At 39.1% G+C, this 18652-nt stretch carries 20 protein-coding genes, 1 tRNA gene, 1 pseudogene and 1 other annotated feature; of the genes and pseudogenes, 1 reads left to right on the forward strand and 21 read right to left on the reverse strand.

The window, feature by feature from the left end:
• Positions 1 to 27 precede the first annotated feature (27 nt).
• The 18 genes and pseudogenes from PYW34_RS09035 to rplU all read right to left on the reverse strand — a co-directional run bounded on the left by PYW34_RS09035 (position 28) and on the right by rplU (position 15226).
• The gene (locus PYW34_RS09035; protein ID WP_002286655.1) at positions 28 to 846 is read right to left on the reverse strand and encodes a TlyA family RNA methyltransferase; all 819 of its coding nucleotides are present in this window, start codon (positions 844 to 846) and stop codon (positions 28 to 30) included.
• Positions 847 to 854: 8 nt separating this feature from the next.
• Entirely contained in the window at positions 855 to 1745 is an 891-nt protein-coding gene (locus tag PYW34_RS09040; RefSeq protein ID WP_002286656.1) for a polyprenyl synthetase family protein, read from the reverse strand.
• Position 1746: 1 nt separating this feature from the next.
• On the reverse strand, positions 1747 to 1971 hold the full coding sequence (locus PYW34_RS09045) for an exodeoxyribonuclease VII small subunit (protein ID WP_002286657.1): 225 nt from the start codon (positions 1969 to 1971) through the stop codon (positions 1747 to 1749).
• Positions 1972 to 1975: 4 nt separating this feature from the next.
• Positions 1976 to 3313: an exodeoxyribonuclease VII large subunit gene (gene xseA / locus PYW34_RS09050; protein ID WP_002294545.1), complete on the reverse strand. Its 1338-nt coding sequence runs from the start codon at positions 3311 to 3313 to the stop codon at positions 1976 to 1978.
• Positions 3314 to 4168, reverse strand: coding sequence for a bifunctional methylenetetrahydrofolate dehydrogenase/methenyltetrahydrofolate cyclohydrolase (locus PYW34_RS09055; RefSeq protein ID WP_002286660.1), 855 nt, complete (start codon positions 4166 to 4168; stop codon positions 3314 to 3316).
• A gap of 96 nt (positions 4169 to 4264) precedes the next feature.
• A complete protein-coding gene (gene nusB / locus PYW34_RS09060) occupies positions 4265 to 4714 on the reverse strand; it encodes a transcription antitermination factor NusB (RefSeq protein WP_002286662.1) in 450 nt (149 codons plus the stop codon).
• Positions 4707 to 5132 carry an Asp23/Gls24 family envelope stress response protein gene (locus PYW34_RS09065; protein ID WP_002286664.1) on the reverse strand — a complete coding sequence of 142 codons (426 nt, stop codon included), beginning with the start codon at positions 5130 to 5132 and terminating at the stop codon, positions 4707 to 4709. The genes nusB and PYW34_RS09065 overlap by 8 nt, the downstream gene beginning before the upstream one ends.
• A 245-nt stretch (positions 5133 to 5377) precedes the next feature.
• Entirely contained in the window at positions 5378 to 6442 is a 1065-nt protein-coding gene (locus PYW34_RS09070; protein ID WP_002286665.1) for a M24 family metallopeptidase, read from the reverse strand.
• A gap of 171 nt (positions 6443 to 6613) precedes the next feature.
• Complete coding sequence (locus PYW34_RS09075) at positions 6614 to 6859, reverse strand: GlsB/YeaQ/YmgE family stress response membrane protein (RefSeq protein ID WP_002286666.1); 246 nt, start codon at positions 6857 to 6859, stop codon at positions 6614 to 6616.
• Between the two features lie 138 nt (positions 6860 to 6997).
• Positions 6998 to 7372 carry a DUF956 family protein gene (locus PYW34_RS09080; protein ID WP_002286668.1) on the reverse strand — a complete coding sequence of 125 codons (375 nt, stop codon included), beginning with the start codon at positions 7370 to 7372 and terminating at the stop codon, positions 6998 to 7000.
• Positions 7373 to 7454: 82 nt separating this feature from the next.
• The gene (locus PYW34_RS09085; protein WP_002286670.1) at positions 7455 to 8369 is read right to left on the reverse strand and encodes a PTS system mannose/fructose/sorbose family transporter subunit IID; all 915 of its coding nucleotides are present in this window, start codon (positions 8367 to 8369) and stop codon (positions 7455 to 7457) included.
• A gap of 20 nt (positions 8370 to 8389) precedes the next feature.
• Positions 8390 to 9193, reverse strand: a complete 804-nt coding sequence (locus PYW34_RS09090) for a PTS mannose/fructose/sorbose transporter subunit IIC (protein ID WP_002294546.1) — start codon at positions 9191 to 9193, stop codon at positions 8390 to 8392.
• 32 nt (positions 9194 to 9225) lie between these two features.
• A complete protein-coding gene (locus PYW34_RS09095) occupies positions 9226 to 10215 on the reverse strand; it encodes a mannose/fructose/sorbose PTS transporter subunit IIB (RefSeq protein WP_002289456.1) in 990 nt (329 codons plus the stop codon).
• A 102-nt stretch (positions 10216 to 10317) separates the two neighbouring features.
• On the reverse strand, positions 10318 to 10809 hold the full coding sequence (locus PYW34_RS09100; RefSeq protein WP_002289455.1) for a mannose/fructose/sorbose PTS transporter subunit IIB: 492 nt from the start codon (positions 10807 to 10809) through the stop codon (positions 10318 to 10320).
• 190 nt (positions 10810 to 10999) lie between these two features.
• Positions 11000 to 13807: pseudogene (locus tag PYW34_RS09105) on the reverse strand (sigma 54-interacting transcriptional regulator).
• Positions 13808 to 14240: 433 nt separating this feature from the next.
• Positions 14241 to 14534, reverse strand: coding sequence for a 50S ribosomal protein L27 (rpmA, locus tag PYW34_RS09110; RefSeq protein ID WP_002289452.1), 294 nt, complete (start codon positions 14532 to 14534; stop codon positions 14241 to 14243).
• 12 nt (positions 14535 to 14546) lie between these two features.
• On the reverse strand, positions 14547 to 14891 hold the full coding sequence (locus PYW34_RS09115; protein WP_002289451.1) for a ribosomal-processing cysteine protease Prp: 345 nt from the start codon (positions 14889 to 14891) through the stop codon (positions 14547 to 14549).
• A gap of 26 nt (positions 14892 to 14917) precedes the next feature.
• On the reverse strand, positions 14918 to 15226 hold the full coding sequence (rplU, locus tag PYW34_RS09120; protein WP_002289450.1) for a 50S ribosomal protein L21: 309 nt from the start codon (positions 15224 to 15226) through the stop codon (positions 14918 to 14920).
• 19 nt (positions 15227 to 15245) lie between these two features.
• Positions 15246 to 15322: a sequence feature (ribosomal protein L21 leader region), on the reverse strand.
• A 185-nt stretch (positions 15323 to 15507) separates the two neighbouring features.
• On the opposite strand from rplU, the gene PYW34_RS09125 reads away from it, so the two are divergent.
• Positions 15508 to 16149: a uracil-DNA glycosylase gene (locus PYW34_RS09125; RefSeq protein ID WP_002289449.1), complete on the forward strand. Its 642-nt coding sequence runs from the start codon at positions 15508 to 15510 to the stop codon at positions 16147 to 16149.
• A 61-nt stretch (positions 16150 to 16210) separates the two neighbouring features.
• On the opposite strand, the gene PYW34_RS09130 is transcribed toward PYW34_RS09125, so the two are convergent.
• The 3 genes from PYW34_RS09130 to PYW34_RS09140 form a co-directional block, all read right to left on the reverse strand.
• A complete protein-coding gene (locus PYW34_RS09130; protein WP_002294025.1) occupies positions 16211 to 17842 on the reverse strand; it encodes a SulP family inorganic anion transporter in 1632 nt (543 codons plus the stop codon).
• Between the two features lie 122 nt (positions 17843 to 17964).
• Positions 17965 to 18324, reverse strand: a complete 360-nt coding sequence (locus PYW34_RS09135) for a DUF1304 domain-containing protein (protein WP_002323271.1) — start codon at positions 18322 to 18324, stop codon at positions 17965 to 17967.
• A 158-nt stretch (positions 18325 to 18482) separates the two neighbouring features.
• Positions 18483 to 18556, reverse strand: a tRNA-Arg gene (locus PYW34_RS09140).
• Positions 18557 to 18652 lie beyond the last annotated feature (96 nt).

An 18652-nucleotide genomic window follows, 5' to 3' on the forward strand; every position in this document is an offset into this window, starting at 1 on the left:
TTCTCACTTGATTTTCACAGTTACAATTTATTTATGGTCAAACTGTTCGTGTGCATTTGAAACCACTTCTGCCATATTAATAGCTGAATTGATTGTTCCGCTTTCGGGTACTTTCCTCAAGTGAGCCAAGAACTCGATATTTCCTTCTCCCCCCGTGATCGGAGAATAACTTAATTCCAGCACATCATATCCACCTTGTGCCGCAAATGACAAAATGTCTTCTAAAACTTTTTGATGGGTCTGAGGGTCACGAACAATTCCGTTTTTCCCTACAGCTTCTCTGCCTGCTTCGAATTGGGGTTTGATTAAAGCAATCACTTCTCCCTCTTCTTTTAAAATAGCATGTAATGGAGGCAGCATCAGTTTTAGTGAAATAAAAGAAACATCGATAACAGCAACTTCTGGAATTCCTAAGGTAAAGTCTTCGGGTTTTGCATAACGAAAATTCACTCTTTCCATTACGACGACTCTAGGATCTTGTCTTATTTTCCAAGCTAGCTGATTGTAGCCAACGTCTAAAGCATAACTCATTTTTGCGCCATTTTGCAAAGCTGCATCAGTAAATCCGCCAGTGGATGCACCAATATCTAACAATGTTTTTCCTTCAACAGATAGATCAAATGCTTTGAGTGCTTTTTCTAATTTTAATCCCCCTCGAGAAACATAAGGAAGTTTTTTACCTTTGACTCTTAATTCACTACTCACTGGAATTTTTTCTCCCGGTTTATCAAACCGCTCGTTTTTTTCGTTGTAAATCAAACCAGCCATCACTGAACGTTTGGCTTGTTCTCTTGTTTCAAATAATCCTTGTTTGACCGCTAATACATCTACGCGTTCTTTTTCCATTCTTTCCCTCATTTCTCCACATCAAATTGCTTGATCATCTGGCGCATCAGCCCGCCATCAAAAGAAAAAACGTCCTCTTCTAATTTGTCTATGATCTTGTTGGCGGATAACAGCTCAATCTCCAACGCCTCACGTGTCTTTTCTAGGCCTAATAAACGCGGGTAAGTATTTTTTTCCATACGTTCATCTTTACCAGCTGTTTTCCCTAATGTTTTCGTTGTACCAATCACATCGAGTAGATCATCTCTTATCTGAAAAGCTAAACCTAAATGTTCGGCTAATCGTTGAAGTAGCAATAAGATTTCTTCAGGTTGCTTCGCTAATATGCCACCAGCCAGCAAGGCATAACGAATCAAATGCCCTGTCTTTCTTTCATGAATAAATGCTAATTCTTCTAAAGAAAGCTTTTTCGATTCGCCCTCGATATCTGCAGCTTGCCCAGCAACCATACCTTGTGATCCCGCACAAACAGCTAATTGCTGAAGCAGCAGAAGCTTAGGAGAATTACCTAAGTGTGCCATACTGATTAGCTGGAATGCTCCTGTAAGCAAACCATCTCCGGCCAATATAGCTAATGCTTCGCCGAATACTTTATGATTGGTAGGTTTTCCTCTACGAAGATCATCATTGTCCATCGCAGGCAAATCATCGTGGATCAAGGAATACGTATGCACCATTTCTAAAGCAGCTGCTACTTGATAGACGGGAACATCAATAGGCTCATCAAAGGAAGCAACGGCCGTTAAAAGTAATAAGGGACGTATTCTTTTCCCGCCTGCTTTCACTGAATAACTCATCGCATCATAGAGTCCTCTATCCGTTGTATGCTCATCTAAAAAAGACAAGATTTCTTTTTCTACAGCAGGTAGATGAATAGCTGAAAAGTCAGTTAATCTCATCTCAGCTTTCCTCGTTTCCGTCAAAATCAACTTCTTCATTTGATTCTGTCATCATTTTCGTCAAGGTCTCTTCTGCTTTAGCTAATGTATCTTGGCAATGTTTGCTTAATTCCATTCCTCGTTTAAACGAATCTAGAGCTGATTCTAATGGAACGTCTCCTTGTTCTAACTGCATGACAATTTTTTCTAATTCTTGCAGTGACTCTTCAAAAGTTGGATTTTCCATATTTTTATTCTCCTTTGTCTATCTCTTGTACTTGTCCTTTAACGATTCCATCTTGATAATGGATCGTCAGCAAATCCCCTTGATGAATCTCGGAGACACTTTTTACTACTTGATCATTTAACGTCGTATAGCTGTAGCCTCTTCCCATGATTTTCAATGGACTCAACAAATCAAGAGATTGAACAGCTTGAGCAAAACGCTGCTGCTGTTGTTTCATATATTGTTGGATTTTCTCTTCTAAGCGTTTTTCTAGATAAGCAGTTTCTTGGCGAGCTGCTTTAACTCGATAAAGCGGAGCCACTTGTTCCAATTGGTGGCTTAATGCGATCGTTTGTTTTTCTTTCGCATGATAAATTTGCTGTGTAGCTTGATATAATCGCTGTTTCAACTGGTCTAATTTGATGGTCTGACCTTCATACAATCTTTCAGGCTGCCGAAATACATAGGAACGTCGAGCACGCTCGAACCGTTCTTGTTTGCGCTGGATCTGGCGTACAAACGCCTGCTGCAATCTAGCTTGCCGTTCTTGAATGCGCATCAACTCTTCTGACAAAACAGGAACAGCTAATTCTGCAGCTGCTGTTGGAGTGGCAGCCCGAACATCTGCTACTAAATCAGCGATCGTGGTATCTGTTTCATGTCCTACAGATGAAATCACCGGCGTATTAGCTTGATAAATCGCCCGAGCAACCCGCTCTTCATTAAACGGCCATAAATCCTCAATCGAACCACCCCCACGACCGATGATCATTGTATCGAAATTGCCCATCTCTTCTACTCTCTGGATATTCCTGACAACATTGTCCGCTGCTTGGTTTCCTTGTACAACTGTTGGGAACAAAACCAATTGGACAATTGGATATCTTCTTTTCACCGTCGTGATGATATCGCGGATAACCGCTCCGCTTGGACTGGTAAGGACCGCGATTCGCTTTGGGAAACGTGGCAGCATTTTTTTAGGCCCTTGAAAAAGGCCTTCCTTCATCAGCTTTTCTTTTCGTTCTTCCAATTCTTGATATAAAGCACCTATTCCATCAGGCTCCATGTGCTCTACATAGATTTGATAAGAACCTCCCGCTTCATATAATGAAATACGCCCAACGACAAGGACTTTCATTCCTTCTTTTGGCTGGAATCGTAATTTTTGGAATGCTCCTTTGAACATAATAGCAGATATTTTTGCATGGTCATCTTTTAAGCTGAAATATTGATGGGCATTGGCACGTAAACGGAAATTCGATATTTCGCCTGTTAAATATACGCGTTCTAAATAAGGATCGGCATCAAATTTTCTTTTCAAATACTTCGTTAATGTAGTGACAGTTAAATATTCTTGTGCCATCTATTCACCTGCTCCAAAAGCTTCGGCAGATTTTACGGTTTGATACATCAGCATCGTGATAGTCATTGGCCCTACACCCTTTGGCACAGGAGTGATCCAGCCTGCAATAGGCTCCACTTCATCAAATTTCACATCACCGATCAGCTTACCGTTAGCATCACGGTTCATCCCTACATCTATCACTACAGCACCTGGTTTTACGAATTCTTTTGTGACAAAATGTCCACGTCCTATTGCTACGACTAAAATATCTGCTTCTTGTGCCAGTTCAGCCAGATTTTCGGTTTTAGAATGAGCAACAGTAACAGTTGCATCTGCCATCAAGAGTAGCTGAGCCATCGGTTTACCGACGATATTGCTTCGTCCGATAACTACTGCTCGTTTACCCGCCGGATCGATAGAATAAGCTTCAAACATTTTCATGATGCCGTATGGAGTACAAGGAATCTTGTCCGGTTTACCCGCAAGGAGTCTGCCTAAATTCATCGGATGAAAACCGTCTACGTCTTTTTCAGGGCGGATAGCTAACAGGATCTTTTCTTCATCTATATGCTTTGGCAATGGTAATTGGACCAATATACCATGAAAACTAGGATCTTGATTGTATTTTTCAATTTCTGCAAGTAGTTCGTCTTCAGAAATCGTCTCAGGATAACGCTCTACCAATGAATGGATTCCGATTTCTTTTGCTACACGTTCTTTATTTCTTACATAGATTTGGCTGGCTGGATTTTCCCCTACCAATAAAACGACTAATCCGGGATGGATACCATTATCTTTCAATTTTTGGATTTTTTCAGCAATCTCTGCCTGCATTTTTTCAGCTAATTCTTTTCCGTTAATCAATTCTGCCATCTAACCACTCCCAGATATTTTTTGTGTTTTCATTCTACCATAGAATTTTCCCGATTTATAACAGGTTTATGATGATTCATAGAAAAAAGCTAGGACTTACGCCCCAGCTTCTAATTCTTTCAATACATTGGATAAAACACCGTTGACGAATTTACGTGAACGGTCATCACTAAATGTTTTTGCCAACTCGATTGCTTCATTTAAAGCAACAGCCGCTGGTACATCTGTCACATAAGTCATTTCAAAAATCGCGATACGCAAGATCACCAAATCCATTTTTGAGATCCGATTGATGTGCCAATTGTTTTTTAAATGTTTTTCAATCACTTTATCCAATTCATCTTTTTTTGCACAGACACCGCCAACTAGCGTATCAAGATAAACAGGAACAAACTCTGATTCATCTTCGTTGATCATGTCGCGGTGGTCTAATTCGATTGCGTTGAAAATCGCATCTTCTTTTGTTAGGTCTGCATTGAAGTCTAATGGAAATAAAGCCTGCAATGCCATTTCCCGAATCTCGTGTCTTGATAATTCTTTATTCATTCTCTTCCTCTTCGTCTTCAAAAAGTTCTTCGATTGTTGGTTGTTCTAATTTTTCAGGAACAACAGCTACTACATGGATATTGACTTCAGATAAATCGATATCCGTCATGAAAAGGACTTGCTGGCTGACCCGTTCCTGCATTTCCATTGCTACTTTAGGAACTGAAACACCATATTCTAGATAACAGTAAAGATCTACTTTCAAGCCATCTTCCTCGTTTGCTAAGTAAACACCTTTTCCGTGAGCTGCACGTCCTAATAATTCAGTGACATTGCTGGCAAAAGTTCCGCGCATTCCGTATACGCCTTCTACTTTAGAAGCTGCAATCCCGATAATTACTTCGATGACTTCAGGAGCGATCACGATCTCTCCTAAATCTTGGTTTGCGTTTAAAATCAAATTTTTTTCATCTGCCATTTATTTATTCCTCCCTTTGCCTAAGCACGAGATACATCCGAATTCTCTATGATGCGGCATAGTGATCACGTGGTAAGAAAACTGCCGCCGATCAGCTGCAAACTGCTATGAATTGGAGAAAACACCCAACTTTATTATCTCTTACAGCTTAAAAGTTCTTCTATAGTGTATCATTAAATCGAGTGATTTTCTATAACAAAGTCTGTGAACACTGATTTTTACGCTTACTTCTTCTATTGATGAAACTATAAGATGATCAATTCTTTTGGTGAACGAGTCAACACACGATTTCCATCTTCTGTGATCAACAAGTCATCCTCAATACGTACTCCACCGATTCCTGGTAAGTAGATCCCTGGTTCATCAGTGATCACATTTCCTGGTACAAATTGCTTTTCTGCACGAGAAGAAACGTTTGGTCCTTCGTGGATCTCTAAACCGATCCCATGTCCTGTAGAATGTCCAAATGCTTCCCCGTAACCATGTTTTGAAATATAATCTCTAGCAACTGCATCTAATTGGACACCAGTCATTCCTGGTTTTGCAGCATCAATAACTGCTAATTGAGCATCTAAGACTATTTGATAAATTTCTTTTAATTTTTCCCCAGGATCACCAATAGCGAATGTACGTGTCATATCGGAAACGTACCCTTCGTAATAGCAACCAAAGTCCAATGTGATCAAGTCGCCTTGTTCGATGATTTTTTTGCTTGCTACACCATGCGGCATAGCCGAACGCAATCCGCTAGCAACGATCGTATCAAAAGAAACACCTGAAGCGCCAAGAGAACGCATATAAAAGTCTAGTTGATTTGCGACTTCAATCTCAGTCATGCCCGGTTGGATCATTTTCAGGATGTGATCATATGCCATATCCGCAATATGACATGCTTTTTCGATAATAGCGATTTCTTCTTCATCTTTCACTTCTCTGAGTTCTTCGATCATCTGTGAAACAGGTACTAATTCCGCATCGATGATTTCTTCTAAAACCGAATATTCTAAAAATGAGACTGTTGTTTCCTCAAAAGCTAATGAGTGCAGTTCTTCTTTGCGTACTAAGTTTGCTACCTCATCAAAAATAGGTCCGACATTTTTAATAATTTCAAACCCTTGAGCCTGCGCTGCCGCCTGCTCGGTATAACGAAAATCAGTAATAAAAAATGCTTTTTCCAAAGTAATAACAGCTAATCCTGTCGTACCTGTAAAGTTCGTTAAGTAACGAAGATTGTACGGACTGGTAACCAAAAATGAATCCAAATTTTCTTCTTGCATTTTTTTGCGCAATTTTTCTACACGTAGCATCATAATGAAACTCCCTCTTTCTTTGCACGCTTTTTTCCATTATAGCAAACTTTTCTTCGTACACGACAGTTAAATAAAAATTTCCGGAAAACTTCTTTTTATTTTAAATAAATAAAGCCAAAAAGGAGTCACAGTCTCGCTGCAACTCCTTTTAGTTTACTATTTTGTAAAAACTTATGATCGTTTTCCAAAGAAAAATGAGACAACTGCTACCAAAATCACTGCGCCTAAAATAGATGGAATAAGTGCCATACCTGCAGCTTTTGGTCCCCATTCGCCGAAAATCGCTTGTCCAATACTTGAACCGACTAGTCCAGCAATGATATTCGTTACACAGCCCATCGAATTTCCTTTACTGGTGATCGCACCTGCAATTGCTCCGATCACGGCTCCAACAATCAATGTCCATAACCAACTCATAATATAACCTCCTTCTTTGCTAATCAATTTTAGCATATGGGATTTAAAGGGGACAAATAATTGGTTTTGCTATTTCATATTTTCTTCTGCAAAGTAAAAAAATAAAGAAAACCTCCTCTTAGAAGTTTTCTTTATTTTTTACTTGCGTTTAAACATACTACGAATACCACGTTTCACTACATCAAAGAAACTCAATGATTGTACCATTCTATCTTCATCTACATATTCTCTGATCGCACGAAGCACTTTTTTAGGTTCTTTGGAAGAAAATGTGTATGTACCATTTTTTTTCGTTTGAATGGCATATCGAGGAATCCATTTTCCCTTTAGCATGACTGATGCTAGTACATAATCCACTTCTTCCCATGGAATTTGGATATATTTGCGTCTATCTCGCGCATGGTAAAACTCAAAACCATTATCACCTATCATGATTTGCCCGTAATCTGTCAGACCCGTAAACGAAGTAGCATCAATTACCAAGTCTACTTTTGTATTGATTGATTGAACCATTTTCTCCCTCCAGATATTTGTTTATGAACAGTATACTATATAAAAAAAGCTCGGGACAACGCCCGAGCTATATTTTTATGGATTATAAAAGTCCGATGACGTGTCCAACAACACCGACTACGAATAAACCAAGGATGATAACGATTGGAGAAACCTTTTTCTTAAGCAACCACATACATAACAATGTTAATCCTAATGCAGCTAAACCAGGAATCAATTGGTCTAAGTTGTCTTGTAATGTTGTTACCTTTTCAGGAGAAAGGGCTAAGCCATTATTAACTTGTTCAAATGCACTCTTGATTCCTTCACCACCTGAAGGCAATTTATCCCATTCGATGTAAGCACCTTTATCTAATTTTACAGTTGATACAACTGGTAAGAATTTGATTGATACCCATCTTTGTACAAGGGCAGCTAATACGAACATCCCTAAAATTGAAGCACCTTTTGTTACGTCTTGTAACAATCCGCCAGAAAGGTCATCAGTAATTTTAGAACCAGCTTTGTAGCCAAATTCTTGTGTATACCACATGAATGCCCAACGAATAATGTTCCAACCTAAGAAGAAGATGATTGGTCCAAGGATATTTCCTCCCATAGCTAATGAAGCACCTAGTGCACCTAGCATTGGACGTACTGTAAACCAGAACACTGGGTCACCAACACCAGCTAAAGGACCCATCATACCTACTTTAACCCCTTGAATCGCTACATCATCAACAGGCGCGCCATTCGCACGTTCTTCTTCCAGAGCCAATGTAACCCCTAAAATTGGAGAAGCAATGTATGGGTGTGTATTAAAGAATTCCAAGTGACGTTTTAATGCTGCAGAACGTTCTTCTTTTGTTTTGTATAATTTTTTGATTGCTGGAATCATAGAAAATGCCCAGCCACCGTTTTGCATACGTTCGTAGTTCCATGAACCTTGAATGAAGGTAGAGCGCCACGCAACAGCTAAACGATCTTTTTTTGATAATTTGATTTTTTCTTCTGCCATTTTATTTTCCTCCTTCAAGATTAATAGTCATTCAAAATGTCGCCTAAAGGGTCACCAGAGTTGCTTCCGCCTCCATTATTTGATGAACCACCCATTTTAGAAAGGTTCAAGTAAATAAGAGCTAATGCAACACCTAAAGCACCTAGAGCAATCAATGTTAATTGAGAAATTGCAGCTACAACGAAACCAATAACGAAGAATGGCCATACTTCTTTTGTAGCCATCATGTTGATTACCAAAGCGTAACCTACAGCTACGACCATTCCCCCACCGATAGCCATACCATCTGTTAACCATGCTGGCATTGATTCAAGGAATGATTGCACAGTTTGTGCTGGGATAAATAGCAACGCTGCTGCTGGGACCGCGATACGAACCCCTTGTAAACATACAGCAATGATGTGCCACATTTCAACCTTACGGATGTTTCCTTCTTCAGCAGCCGCATCCATCAAATGAACGATTGGAACAGCGATTGTACGTACGATCATTGTTAAGAACAACCCTGCAACAGCCAAAGGAACGGCAATCGCGATCGCAGAAGGAACACCTTTAACACCTTGTCCACCTAAAACTAAAATAATTGCTGATGCTACTGATGCTAATGCAGCATCTGGTGCTACAGCGGCACCGATATTTGCCCAACCTAAAGCGATCATCTGAAGCGTACCGCCAAGTACGATACCAGCTTCGAGGTTACCGGTAACTAAACCGATCAATGTACATGCCACTAGTGGTTGATGAAATTGAAATTCATCAAGAATACCTTCCATACCAGCTAGAAAGGCAACTAATACGACTAAAATTATTGAAATAATAGACATGATAAGCCTCCTATAAATTTTAATATTATTTATTACGCTTTTGCTAATTCAGCTTTTGCTTTTTTCAAAATATCATCCATGTTATCGCGTGAATCATTAGGTACTTTACGTACATCGAATTTCACACCTTTTTGTTCAAGCTTCTCAAACGCTTCAACGTCTTCTTGTCCCATAGACAATACTTTACTTACAACGACTTTACCAACCGAATGCGCCATTGACCCAACATTTAATTCTTTGATGTCTACGCCACCTTCAACAGCTGTCAATACGTCTTCAGGATTTTCAAATAAAAGCAATGCTTTGGTATTTCCAAAACGAGGGTCTTTTGCTACTTCGATCATTTTGCTAATAGGAATAACATTTGCTTTTACACCTGGAGGAGCAGCTTGTTCGATTAGTCTCTTACGCAGATCATCCTTTGATACTGCATCTGAAACAACGATAATACGGTTTGGTTGCACTGCTTTTGTCCAAGCTGTCGCAACTTGTCCATGTAACAGACGTGAGTCAACACGTGCTAATACATATTTGATTTTTCCGTCTCCGACCACAGTTCCTTCTGGAAGTGCTCCTTTAGGTTGTGCGTCTTCAACTGCTGCTTTCGGTGCTTCTGCCGGTTCTAATTCTTCCGGTTTTACTTTTACACCGTCTTTTGCTGTTTCAATGATGTGTGCTGCAATTTCATGAGCAGATTCCATTGAAAAGCGTGATGCGTAGGCTTCAATCAACATTGGTAAATTCAAACCGCTGACGATTGCCCATTTATCTTTGTGCTCTTCGAATAATGTGTTTGATTGATTGAACGGTGTTCCGCCCCATAAATCAACTAAGAATAACACTTCGTCTTGATTATCAAAAGAAGCAACCGCTTCTTCCAATTTGGCTCTCAAGTCATCTGGACCTTCACTTGGTTTCAAAATCACGGCTTTGACGTTTTCTTGTTCGCCAAAGATCATTGAACCGGATTGTAAGATTCCTTCAGCAAATTGTCCATGACTTGCTAGGATAATCCCTACCATATTTATACCTCCTATTTACTTTTGTTGTAACAAATTCAAAAATATTAATAATTGCTAACCATTACAACAGAATTATTTGACCTTTTCCAACAACCATTCTTGCTACACCTTTTTGATTTTCGCTAGTAGTTCCATCAAAAGGATTTTCCTGTCAGCAGGTACTTTTCGAATCTCTAACTCCACTTCTTGACTGTTCAAGTAACGAAAGGAATCAATATCTTGTTGATTTACTGAAACAAAATTGGTAATCATTGATTTGCCTTCAGTAAAACTCATACCGCCGATATTCAACGACTTCAACTGTACACCGCAGCGGACAACCGCTTCAACATCTTGGGGATTGGTGAATAAAAGCATCACTTTTGCTCGTGATAATAATCCACTATGATAGATTTGAATCATTTTCTGCACGGTTATTACATTTGCTGTGATCCCCGGCGGTGCAGCTTCTTTTAGTAGAAACTTTCTCAATTTATCTTGAGCGACTACATCGCTGATCACAATGATACGTTCAACACCTGTTTGCTTCGACCAAACTGTTGCGACTTGCCCGTGGATTAAACGATCATCTATACGTGCCAATCGAATATCCATCTGCAAAACTCCTTCTTCCTCACTACTTCACAGAAACCCCTATCATTTCTGTGTGAACAACCACCTCCTAGCACACACTACTATAAGCAAAAAGCGTGCCAACTTTTTTACGATACACTAATTGAATTTAAAGGATTCTTAACCAATACACAAAAACGATACACTATAAAAGTGTATCGTTTTTGTGTATTCATGGCACAGTGTATTCTTTTTTATCTAACTGATTATGGACTAGACGTAGCAGATAATACATTTCTTCTATCGGCACTTTTACTTTTATCTGATCTTCCAACAGAACAACTGAGGCTGCCAATTGGCTATAAAGAGGATCATTCGTTGTATTTGTCAATTCGTTTTCTTCCACAGTCAATGGTTCATTCCGAATAATACGTTCGATCATTCCTGCTGTGTGCATCACTAGGTTGATTTTGAATCCATATTCTTCATCGCCGATTCCCGTCGTCTGAGAGATTTGTGTAGAAAATTGCCACATTGGATCGATTAACTTACTACCATTAATAAAGATGAAGTTATCAGAGATAAACTCAACACACGTATTTTTAGCTGACTCTTCATCTAGGGAGATGAATTCAGTTTCCTCCAATTCTGATTCCATCAGCAACTGATCCAAAATGACTTCGATATTTTGATCAATAAAACGTTCTAAAGGAATAAATGGGGCTTGGATATTCAAATCAGTAATCCCAGTAGTAGCTATGATCTGATATTCTTTTTGGATAACTGGCAGTTCTTCTTTCACTTCCACAATCGACAAAGCTAGAACTTCTAATTCTGTTTCTTGACGCTTGTTTACCGCTCGTTCGATCAATTCTTTGATTCTTTATGCTGTACCTTCGCCAGATGCGCAGATAGCCAAAACAGCTTTTTTCTTATGAATAGGTTTTGCTTCCTGAACAGATTCTACAGAAGATATTTCTGCGTAACCTCGAAAATTTTTCAATGATTCATGCAACATATCTAGATCTGTCCCTAATACTGAGACCTTTCGTACAGTTTCCAAAACTAGAGAAGTTGTTACCATATCAACAGTACGTACTGGAATTCCAGTGTCTCTTTGAATTTGCGAATTAAACGACGCAAGGGACCCCATATCTACTAAGAGTATGACCCCGCTTCCTTCATCTACTTCTTGTACATTGCGTTCAATTCGGTCCAATGCTGTTTTCGGATCCATATCCAAAGGCATGTCTACTGCTCGTACGTTCTCTGCATCTAACAACTGTTGGACAACTTGGACCATACTGCTTGCTGTGCTGTTTCCGTGAGCTGCAACGACTACACCGATTCTGCCGCTTGCTTGATTTGCCCGTAACGAGACGAGTAGAACGGTCAAGTAATAGTCTTCACTTTCTGGAATCTCCACTTGAAAATACGTTTCGATATAACTACGCACTTCTTTCGCAACAGCATATTCATCTGGAAAATCAAAAGCCATCTCACGGATGTTATCATTCGTATGCCGTTCTTCTCCTAAGTTGATTTTTTTCAAAAAAGAACTGATATGCAAGCTCATAGCATAAATAAAGTTTTGCTGAAACTCATATGGTAAAGATCTTTTGACCATTACATAAATCTGATTGGTCACTTCTATGATTTTCGGATCTACAAATTCTGCTAATTTGCTGTCTGCATTAAAAGAAAAACCATGGTCTTTATAGAAAGACTTCAGATGGATGTTGATATCTGTAGAAATGAAATGATTGATTGCTTCTTGATCCAAACCATCCGACTTCAGTAAAGCTGCTTTATCTCCGATGATATCATATAGATTATAAGGTAACTCATAGGAGTCCGATTGGATTTTCATGATCGTATCATTTGGTGCTACAGTTATCTTTGGCTCCAATATTTTAGAAAGCTCTGCCATTGCACCGCGGTTGCTTGCTAATTGAATCAATCCGCTACGAATCCCTTCTGTCAAATCATCGATTGTGATCGAGATTTCGGGTGATTGCATATGATTTAGAAATCCTCGTGCACATACTAACTGGATATTTGACTTCAATTGTCCTATATTTCCATAGGTCACACTGCCGATCAATGCTTTTGCTACATCTTCTGTCAAAGAAATCTTTCGCTGCGTGCGGTTTGCTTCGTGGGCAATCATGATTTTTACTAAATCGACTTTCTCATTTGCAGGACGTTTTTCAAAAGCCGGAAGTTTGATATTGATTGGGATACGCCGAACAAAAGTTTCTAATAGAGAAGAACCTGGGTCTTCTGTGGTCGCACCTACGATCCGTACATTTGCTTCATGGGATTTCGTTGTTTCCCCAAGACGACTGTAAGTTCCATGATCCATAAAGTAAAAGATCATTTCTTGACCTTCAGGCGGCAACCGGTGAATCTCATCCAAAAACAGCATACCGCCATCCGCTTGATCGATAATCCCCATTTTTTCTTCATCTGCGCCTGTAAAAGCACCTTTTGCGTACCCAAATAAATGACTCATCAAAAGCTCAGGGTTATTGGCATAATCAGCACAATTGAAAACAATCAGTTCCGTTTCCTCATCTATTACATGATGCGCTTTTGCAAAATGATACATCGCGTGTGCAAAATAAGTCTTTCCTGATCCGGTAGGTCCTGTAATCAAACAATTTAATCCTCTTGGCGGATACAAAATCGCAGCTTTTGCCTGTTCCACTGAATTTTTCATGCTGCCGTTAGCTCCAATGATTTTTGCAAAGATATCCTTAGTATCTATTTGGAGTGTATTTTTTTCTTCAGAGACCGGCGTTTCTTTGTAACTGACTACATGTTTTGTAACTGGCTTTACGTGCGTAACGAGTGTTTGATATATGTAACGTGCTGGTCGTCCGTCTGTCTTTATCAGTTTTCCTTCGCGCACTAGCTGATTCAGATCTTTACTGCTATTTGTTCGCTGAATCCCTAACACTTCAGCAATTTCCTGTGTTGTTACTCCTTGATCATATTCTGCCTTTGTTAAATGAGCGGTTTTTTCTTTGACATACATATAAATTCGGTCAATGCGTTTTGCCAATGGTATCGCTCCTTTTCTATAGACTGTTGTACTTAGGCTTCAAAACATAATACTATGTATTTATTTCTGTTTCGTCAACTATTTACCTGATTTTGTTTTGTTGATAACACGCGGATAGATAGAAATGTTCAATTTAAAAGAACGAAAAATCCCGATACGATTTTTATAATGGAAACAAGAAAAAGAACACTGTTTACCATATAATTATTTCACTGATAGCAAACAATATAGCTTCCATCAATTGAAAACGATAGTTATCAAAACATCCTGATTCCAAATTGGCAAAAAAATATTAAGTGTAAAAAGACAAAGTAAACTTCGTAGCCTCCACTACAACTTTTATTTTTATAAACAAAAAAGGCTGTGACAAAAGTCTTGTCACAACCTCTTTAATCATAAGATTCAATTAAGCTTCTTGAGCTACTGGATAAACAGACACTTGTTTTTTGTTACGGCCTTTACGTTCGAAACGTACTACGCCATCAACTTTTGCAAATAAAGTGTCGTCTCCACCGATACCCACGTTTACACCTGGATAGATTTTTGTACCGCGTTGACGGTAAAGAATTGATCCACCTGTAACTGTTTGTCCATCAGCACGTTTAGCACCTAGACGTTTTGATTCTGAGTCACGGCCGTTAGATGTAGAACCGCCACCTTTTTTGTGGGCAAATAATTGTAGATTCATAGATAACAACATGGTCTGCACCTCCTATTTATCATTAATTGTTTTAATTTGGATATATTCTGAGTTTTCAGCTTCTATCGATTGTAATCCTAATAAAAGATTTTCTAATAGAATCTCAGCAATATTGTTTTGTTCTTGTGTCATTCCTGAAGTGACTTCGGTATAAAGATAACCGCCTTCTTCTTCATTCATTTCAACAATCGGCTCAAAACCGGCTAATGAGGCAATCCCGTTGACAGTGCTGATCGCTAACGCAGAAACACCCGCACAAACGATATCACTTCCATAAGGACCAGCATCAGCATGCCCGGTCAAAGTGAATGAAACGATCTGACCTGCGTCATTTCGCTTAAATGTTCCTTTGATCATATATAGGCCTTCTTTCTCAAACGCTATTAAGCGTTGATCGCGTCGATAACCACTTTTGTATATGGTTGACGATGACCTTGTTTACGGTGTGAATGTTTTTTAGGTTTGTATTTGAAAGTAACGACTTTCTTTTGTTTGCCGTGTTTTTCAACAGTACCTTCAACAGTTGCACCTGCAACAGTTGGAGCGCCTACTTTTGTAGATTCGCCGCCTACTAAGATAACTTCGTCAAAAACAACTTTTTCTCCTGCTTCAACGTCAAGTTTTTCAACATAGATTGCTTGTCCCACTTCAACTTTTACTTGTTTACCACCAGTTTTAATAATTGCGTACATGCTATAAAGCACCTCCTTCTGATATACTTAGACTCGCCATCCGAAGTGACAGCATATGCTGTGCTTATTACTTGTTCTGAGCGGTTGTAGCTGTGGAGTCCACAATTACAACAGTACTAGCTTACCAGAACAGCAACCGTTAGTCAACTAAATTTAAAATCAAAAAGTAAAACAAAAATTCAAGCAATACTTCTGCTTTTCTATCCTCACAGTTCTACCAAATAAAATAGTCGCATTGTGTTTCTTTTATTCTTATAATAAAAGAAAAAGGAGGAGCATAAATGGAATACCCAAAAGAACTGATACAAGAAGCTTCTTTAAGAATGAACGGCCGTCCTGTAGAAGGATTTATCGCTGGGCAAGGACCTCTTCATCCTAAACTGATGCTCGTGGGAGAAGCCCCAGGGAAAACAGAGATTGATACGCATGTTCCTTTTAGCGGTCAAGCTGGAAAAGAATTGATGCAGGCACTTTCTTCAACTGGCTTAACACGAGAAGAGGTGTATATCACCAGTGCTGTAAGGAGCCGCCCGTATCGCGTGACTCATCGGATCAATAAACGGACACAACAGTCAGAAACTGTTTATCCAAATCGGACACCTACTCGTTCCGAAGTATTTGCGCATGCACCAATATTGGATTACGAACTGATGAAGGTCCAGCCAAAATTAATTGCGACACTTGGAAACATTGGTCTTCAACGTTTACTTGGCAAAGAATATACGGTTACCAAAAATCATGGTCAACTCTATACAGGGCCTGTCTTACAATTAACAGAACAAAAGGATGCCTACGAATGGTCAGAAAAAAACTATCGAATTCTTCCACTTTTTCATCCAGCAGCTATTTTCTACAATCGCTCCCTTGTACCTGTTATCCATCAAGACTGGCAAGTACTAGCTTCACTTTTACAGCAATATTAAAAAGAACAGACAAGACCATAAAATCTTCAGTTTACAGTCTTGTCTGTTCTTTTTCATTGTTTTAATGGCTAATTGCAGTATATTTCGCATGTAAAGCTGTCAACGCATGAGCAACTGTTTGATGTTGATGCGTGAATGTATGTTCCCACAAGTGAGAAAGTTGTTTTTCTACTTCTGGCTGCAAGGAAGTATAGATAATCGTTTGTCCTCTTTGCTCTGCTTTTTCTTGAAATTCATCAAAAACTGCACGTGCCGTCAAATCAATACTTGGTACGCCTCGCATGGAGAAAATGACACCATCGTGATGATTTAGTTCTTCCAATTTATTTTTGAGTTTTTCTGAAGACATAAAAAACAGTGGACCACTAATATACACTACTGTCCAGTTATTCAGCTTTTCCGTTTCTGGCAGCCCCATTCTTTGCCAATCGATCGTTTCTAATGAAATCGTGATAGCAGCGCTTTTGACAACAAAAAATACACAGCCGCCGATCACCCCGATCACGATAGCAATACTTAAATCAAAGATAACTGTACAAATCATCGTAAGGATAAACAATAGAACTGCTGACCAATATTTATTAGTAAATAGCTCCTTGATCGTTTCCCATTCATTCATACGCCAAGCCGTCACAATCAAAACACCTGCAAGTGCTGGCATTGGAATCTGTGACATCACTGGCGCAAAAACAAGCATGGAGAGCAGTAAGACAACTGCATGTATCATACCAGCTAATCTAGTTTGTGCACCAGATTTGATGGCCACGCTTGTACGGGCGATGGCCGCAGTAGCAGGAATCCCGCCAAAGAAAGGAAGCAACAGATTTCCAATTCCTTGCGCCATTAATTCTTGATTGCTATCTAAGGGCTTATTTGCCATTCGGCCAGCCGAAGCACCACATAGCAAGCTTTCAATCATTCCTAATAAAGCAATGCTAATAGCTGGAACTGCCACTTGTTGCAAGGCAGAAAAGCTAAAATCTCCCATATTCAAACGATTACTACTGATCAATGTTTGTGGAATCTTACCCACAGTTGCTACTGGTAAATGGAACAATAGCATAACTGCTGTTGCCAAAATGATAGCCAGCAGCGAACTAGGCATTCGTTTCGCCCATTTTTTTGGATAGATAAACATCCCTAAAATGACTAGCCCTCCCATGATCAAAGAGGCTGTGTTTATCGGAAATCCTATCGTTTGATAACTACTTAGTTTTTCAATAACGTTTGTACCTTCCGAGTGAACACCAAATAAATTATCGATCTGACCTAATGCAATAATGATAGCAATACCTGAAGTAAACCCCGTAATTACGGGTGCTGGGATAAAAGAAGTCAGTGTTCCTAATCGGAAAAGTCCTGCTGCAAGTAAAAATAGACCCGCTAAAAAAGTAGCAAGCAATACACCTTGCATTCCCTTTGTTGCCGCAATAGACATCAAGATAGCTGCCATCGCACCTGTCGGACCTGATATTTGATAAAAACCGCCTGATAAACCGCCAATAACGATACCGGCAATGATAGCCGTAATCAAACCTGCGGCCGCATCAGCTCCGCTTGATACCCCAAAAGCCAAGGCTAAAGGCAATGCTACAGCAGCTACTGTGATCCCAGCCAAAAGATCTTTCTGAAATCTTGAAAGATCATAACCTGAAAATTCTTTTTTTAGTGAGGAAACATAATTTTTGAACACCTATCTAACTCCTTTTTCATGAAATTTTCTAAAATACCATTCATTAGAATATCATATTTCATGAGATAAAGTAATATTTTTCACAAAGTTTCCTGTTAGATAAATTCTTATTTTTTCTATATTTATAAGAAAATAGAAAGCAATGCCAACAGAGCTAGCCCACCTTGTTTGAGTAAAATCCAACGATCGCTAGTCAAACTGCCATATAATGCAACAAAAAAAATAGATATTAATAGCATACTTGTGATTTCTTTAGATGCGGAAGAAAGATAAGCTCCATAAAGTAGTCCCACTCCTAATAGTCCATTGTACACTCCTTGGTTCTTAAACAATGTTTGAACAGATTTTCTGCTTAACTCTTCTTTACTCATTTTAAAAACCCTACTTGTCGTGTCAGAATCAGTTCTCACCGTTTCGATATACATGATATAAAAAAATTCAATTGCAACTAGAGTCACTAAAATTTTAGATAGTATCGTCATATCTTCTTCCTCTTTTCTGATGAGTTTTATTTTTTTGCTCCTTATAATTGTACTCGATAAGGATGTTTTTTTATTTTATTTGCCTTTGAAAACAAACAATATTGGCACAAAAAACAAAGAAAAACCGTTAGAAACCTCAGTTTCTAACGGTTTTTTAGCGTCACAGGAGGGATTCGAACCCCCGACCGTCCGCTTAGAAGGCGGATGCTCTATCCAGCTGAGCTACTATGACAAGAATCAGCGGAACATCAATAATTATAGATAATTAAATTGCTTCTGTCAATACGAAATAGTTATTTAATTAGCAAATAATGAATTATTTTGGCCC

Source organism: Enterococcus faecium, assembly GCF_029023785.1.
Taxonomy (GTDB): domain Bacteria; phylum Bacillota; class Bacilli; order Lactobacillales; family Enterococcaceae; genus Enterococcus_B; species Enterococcus_B faecium.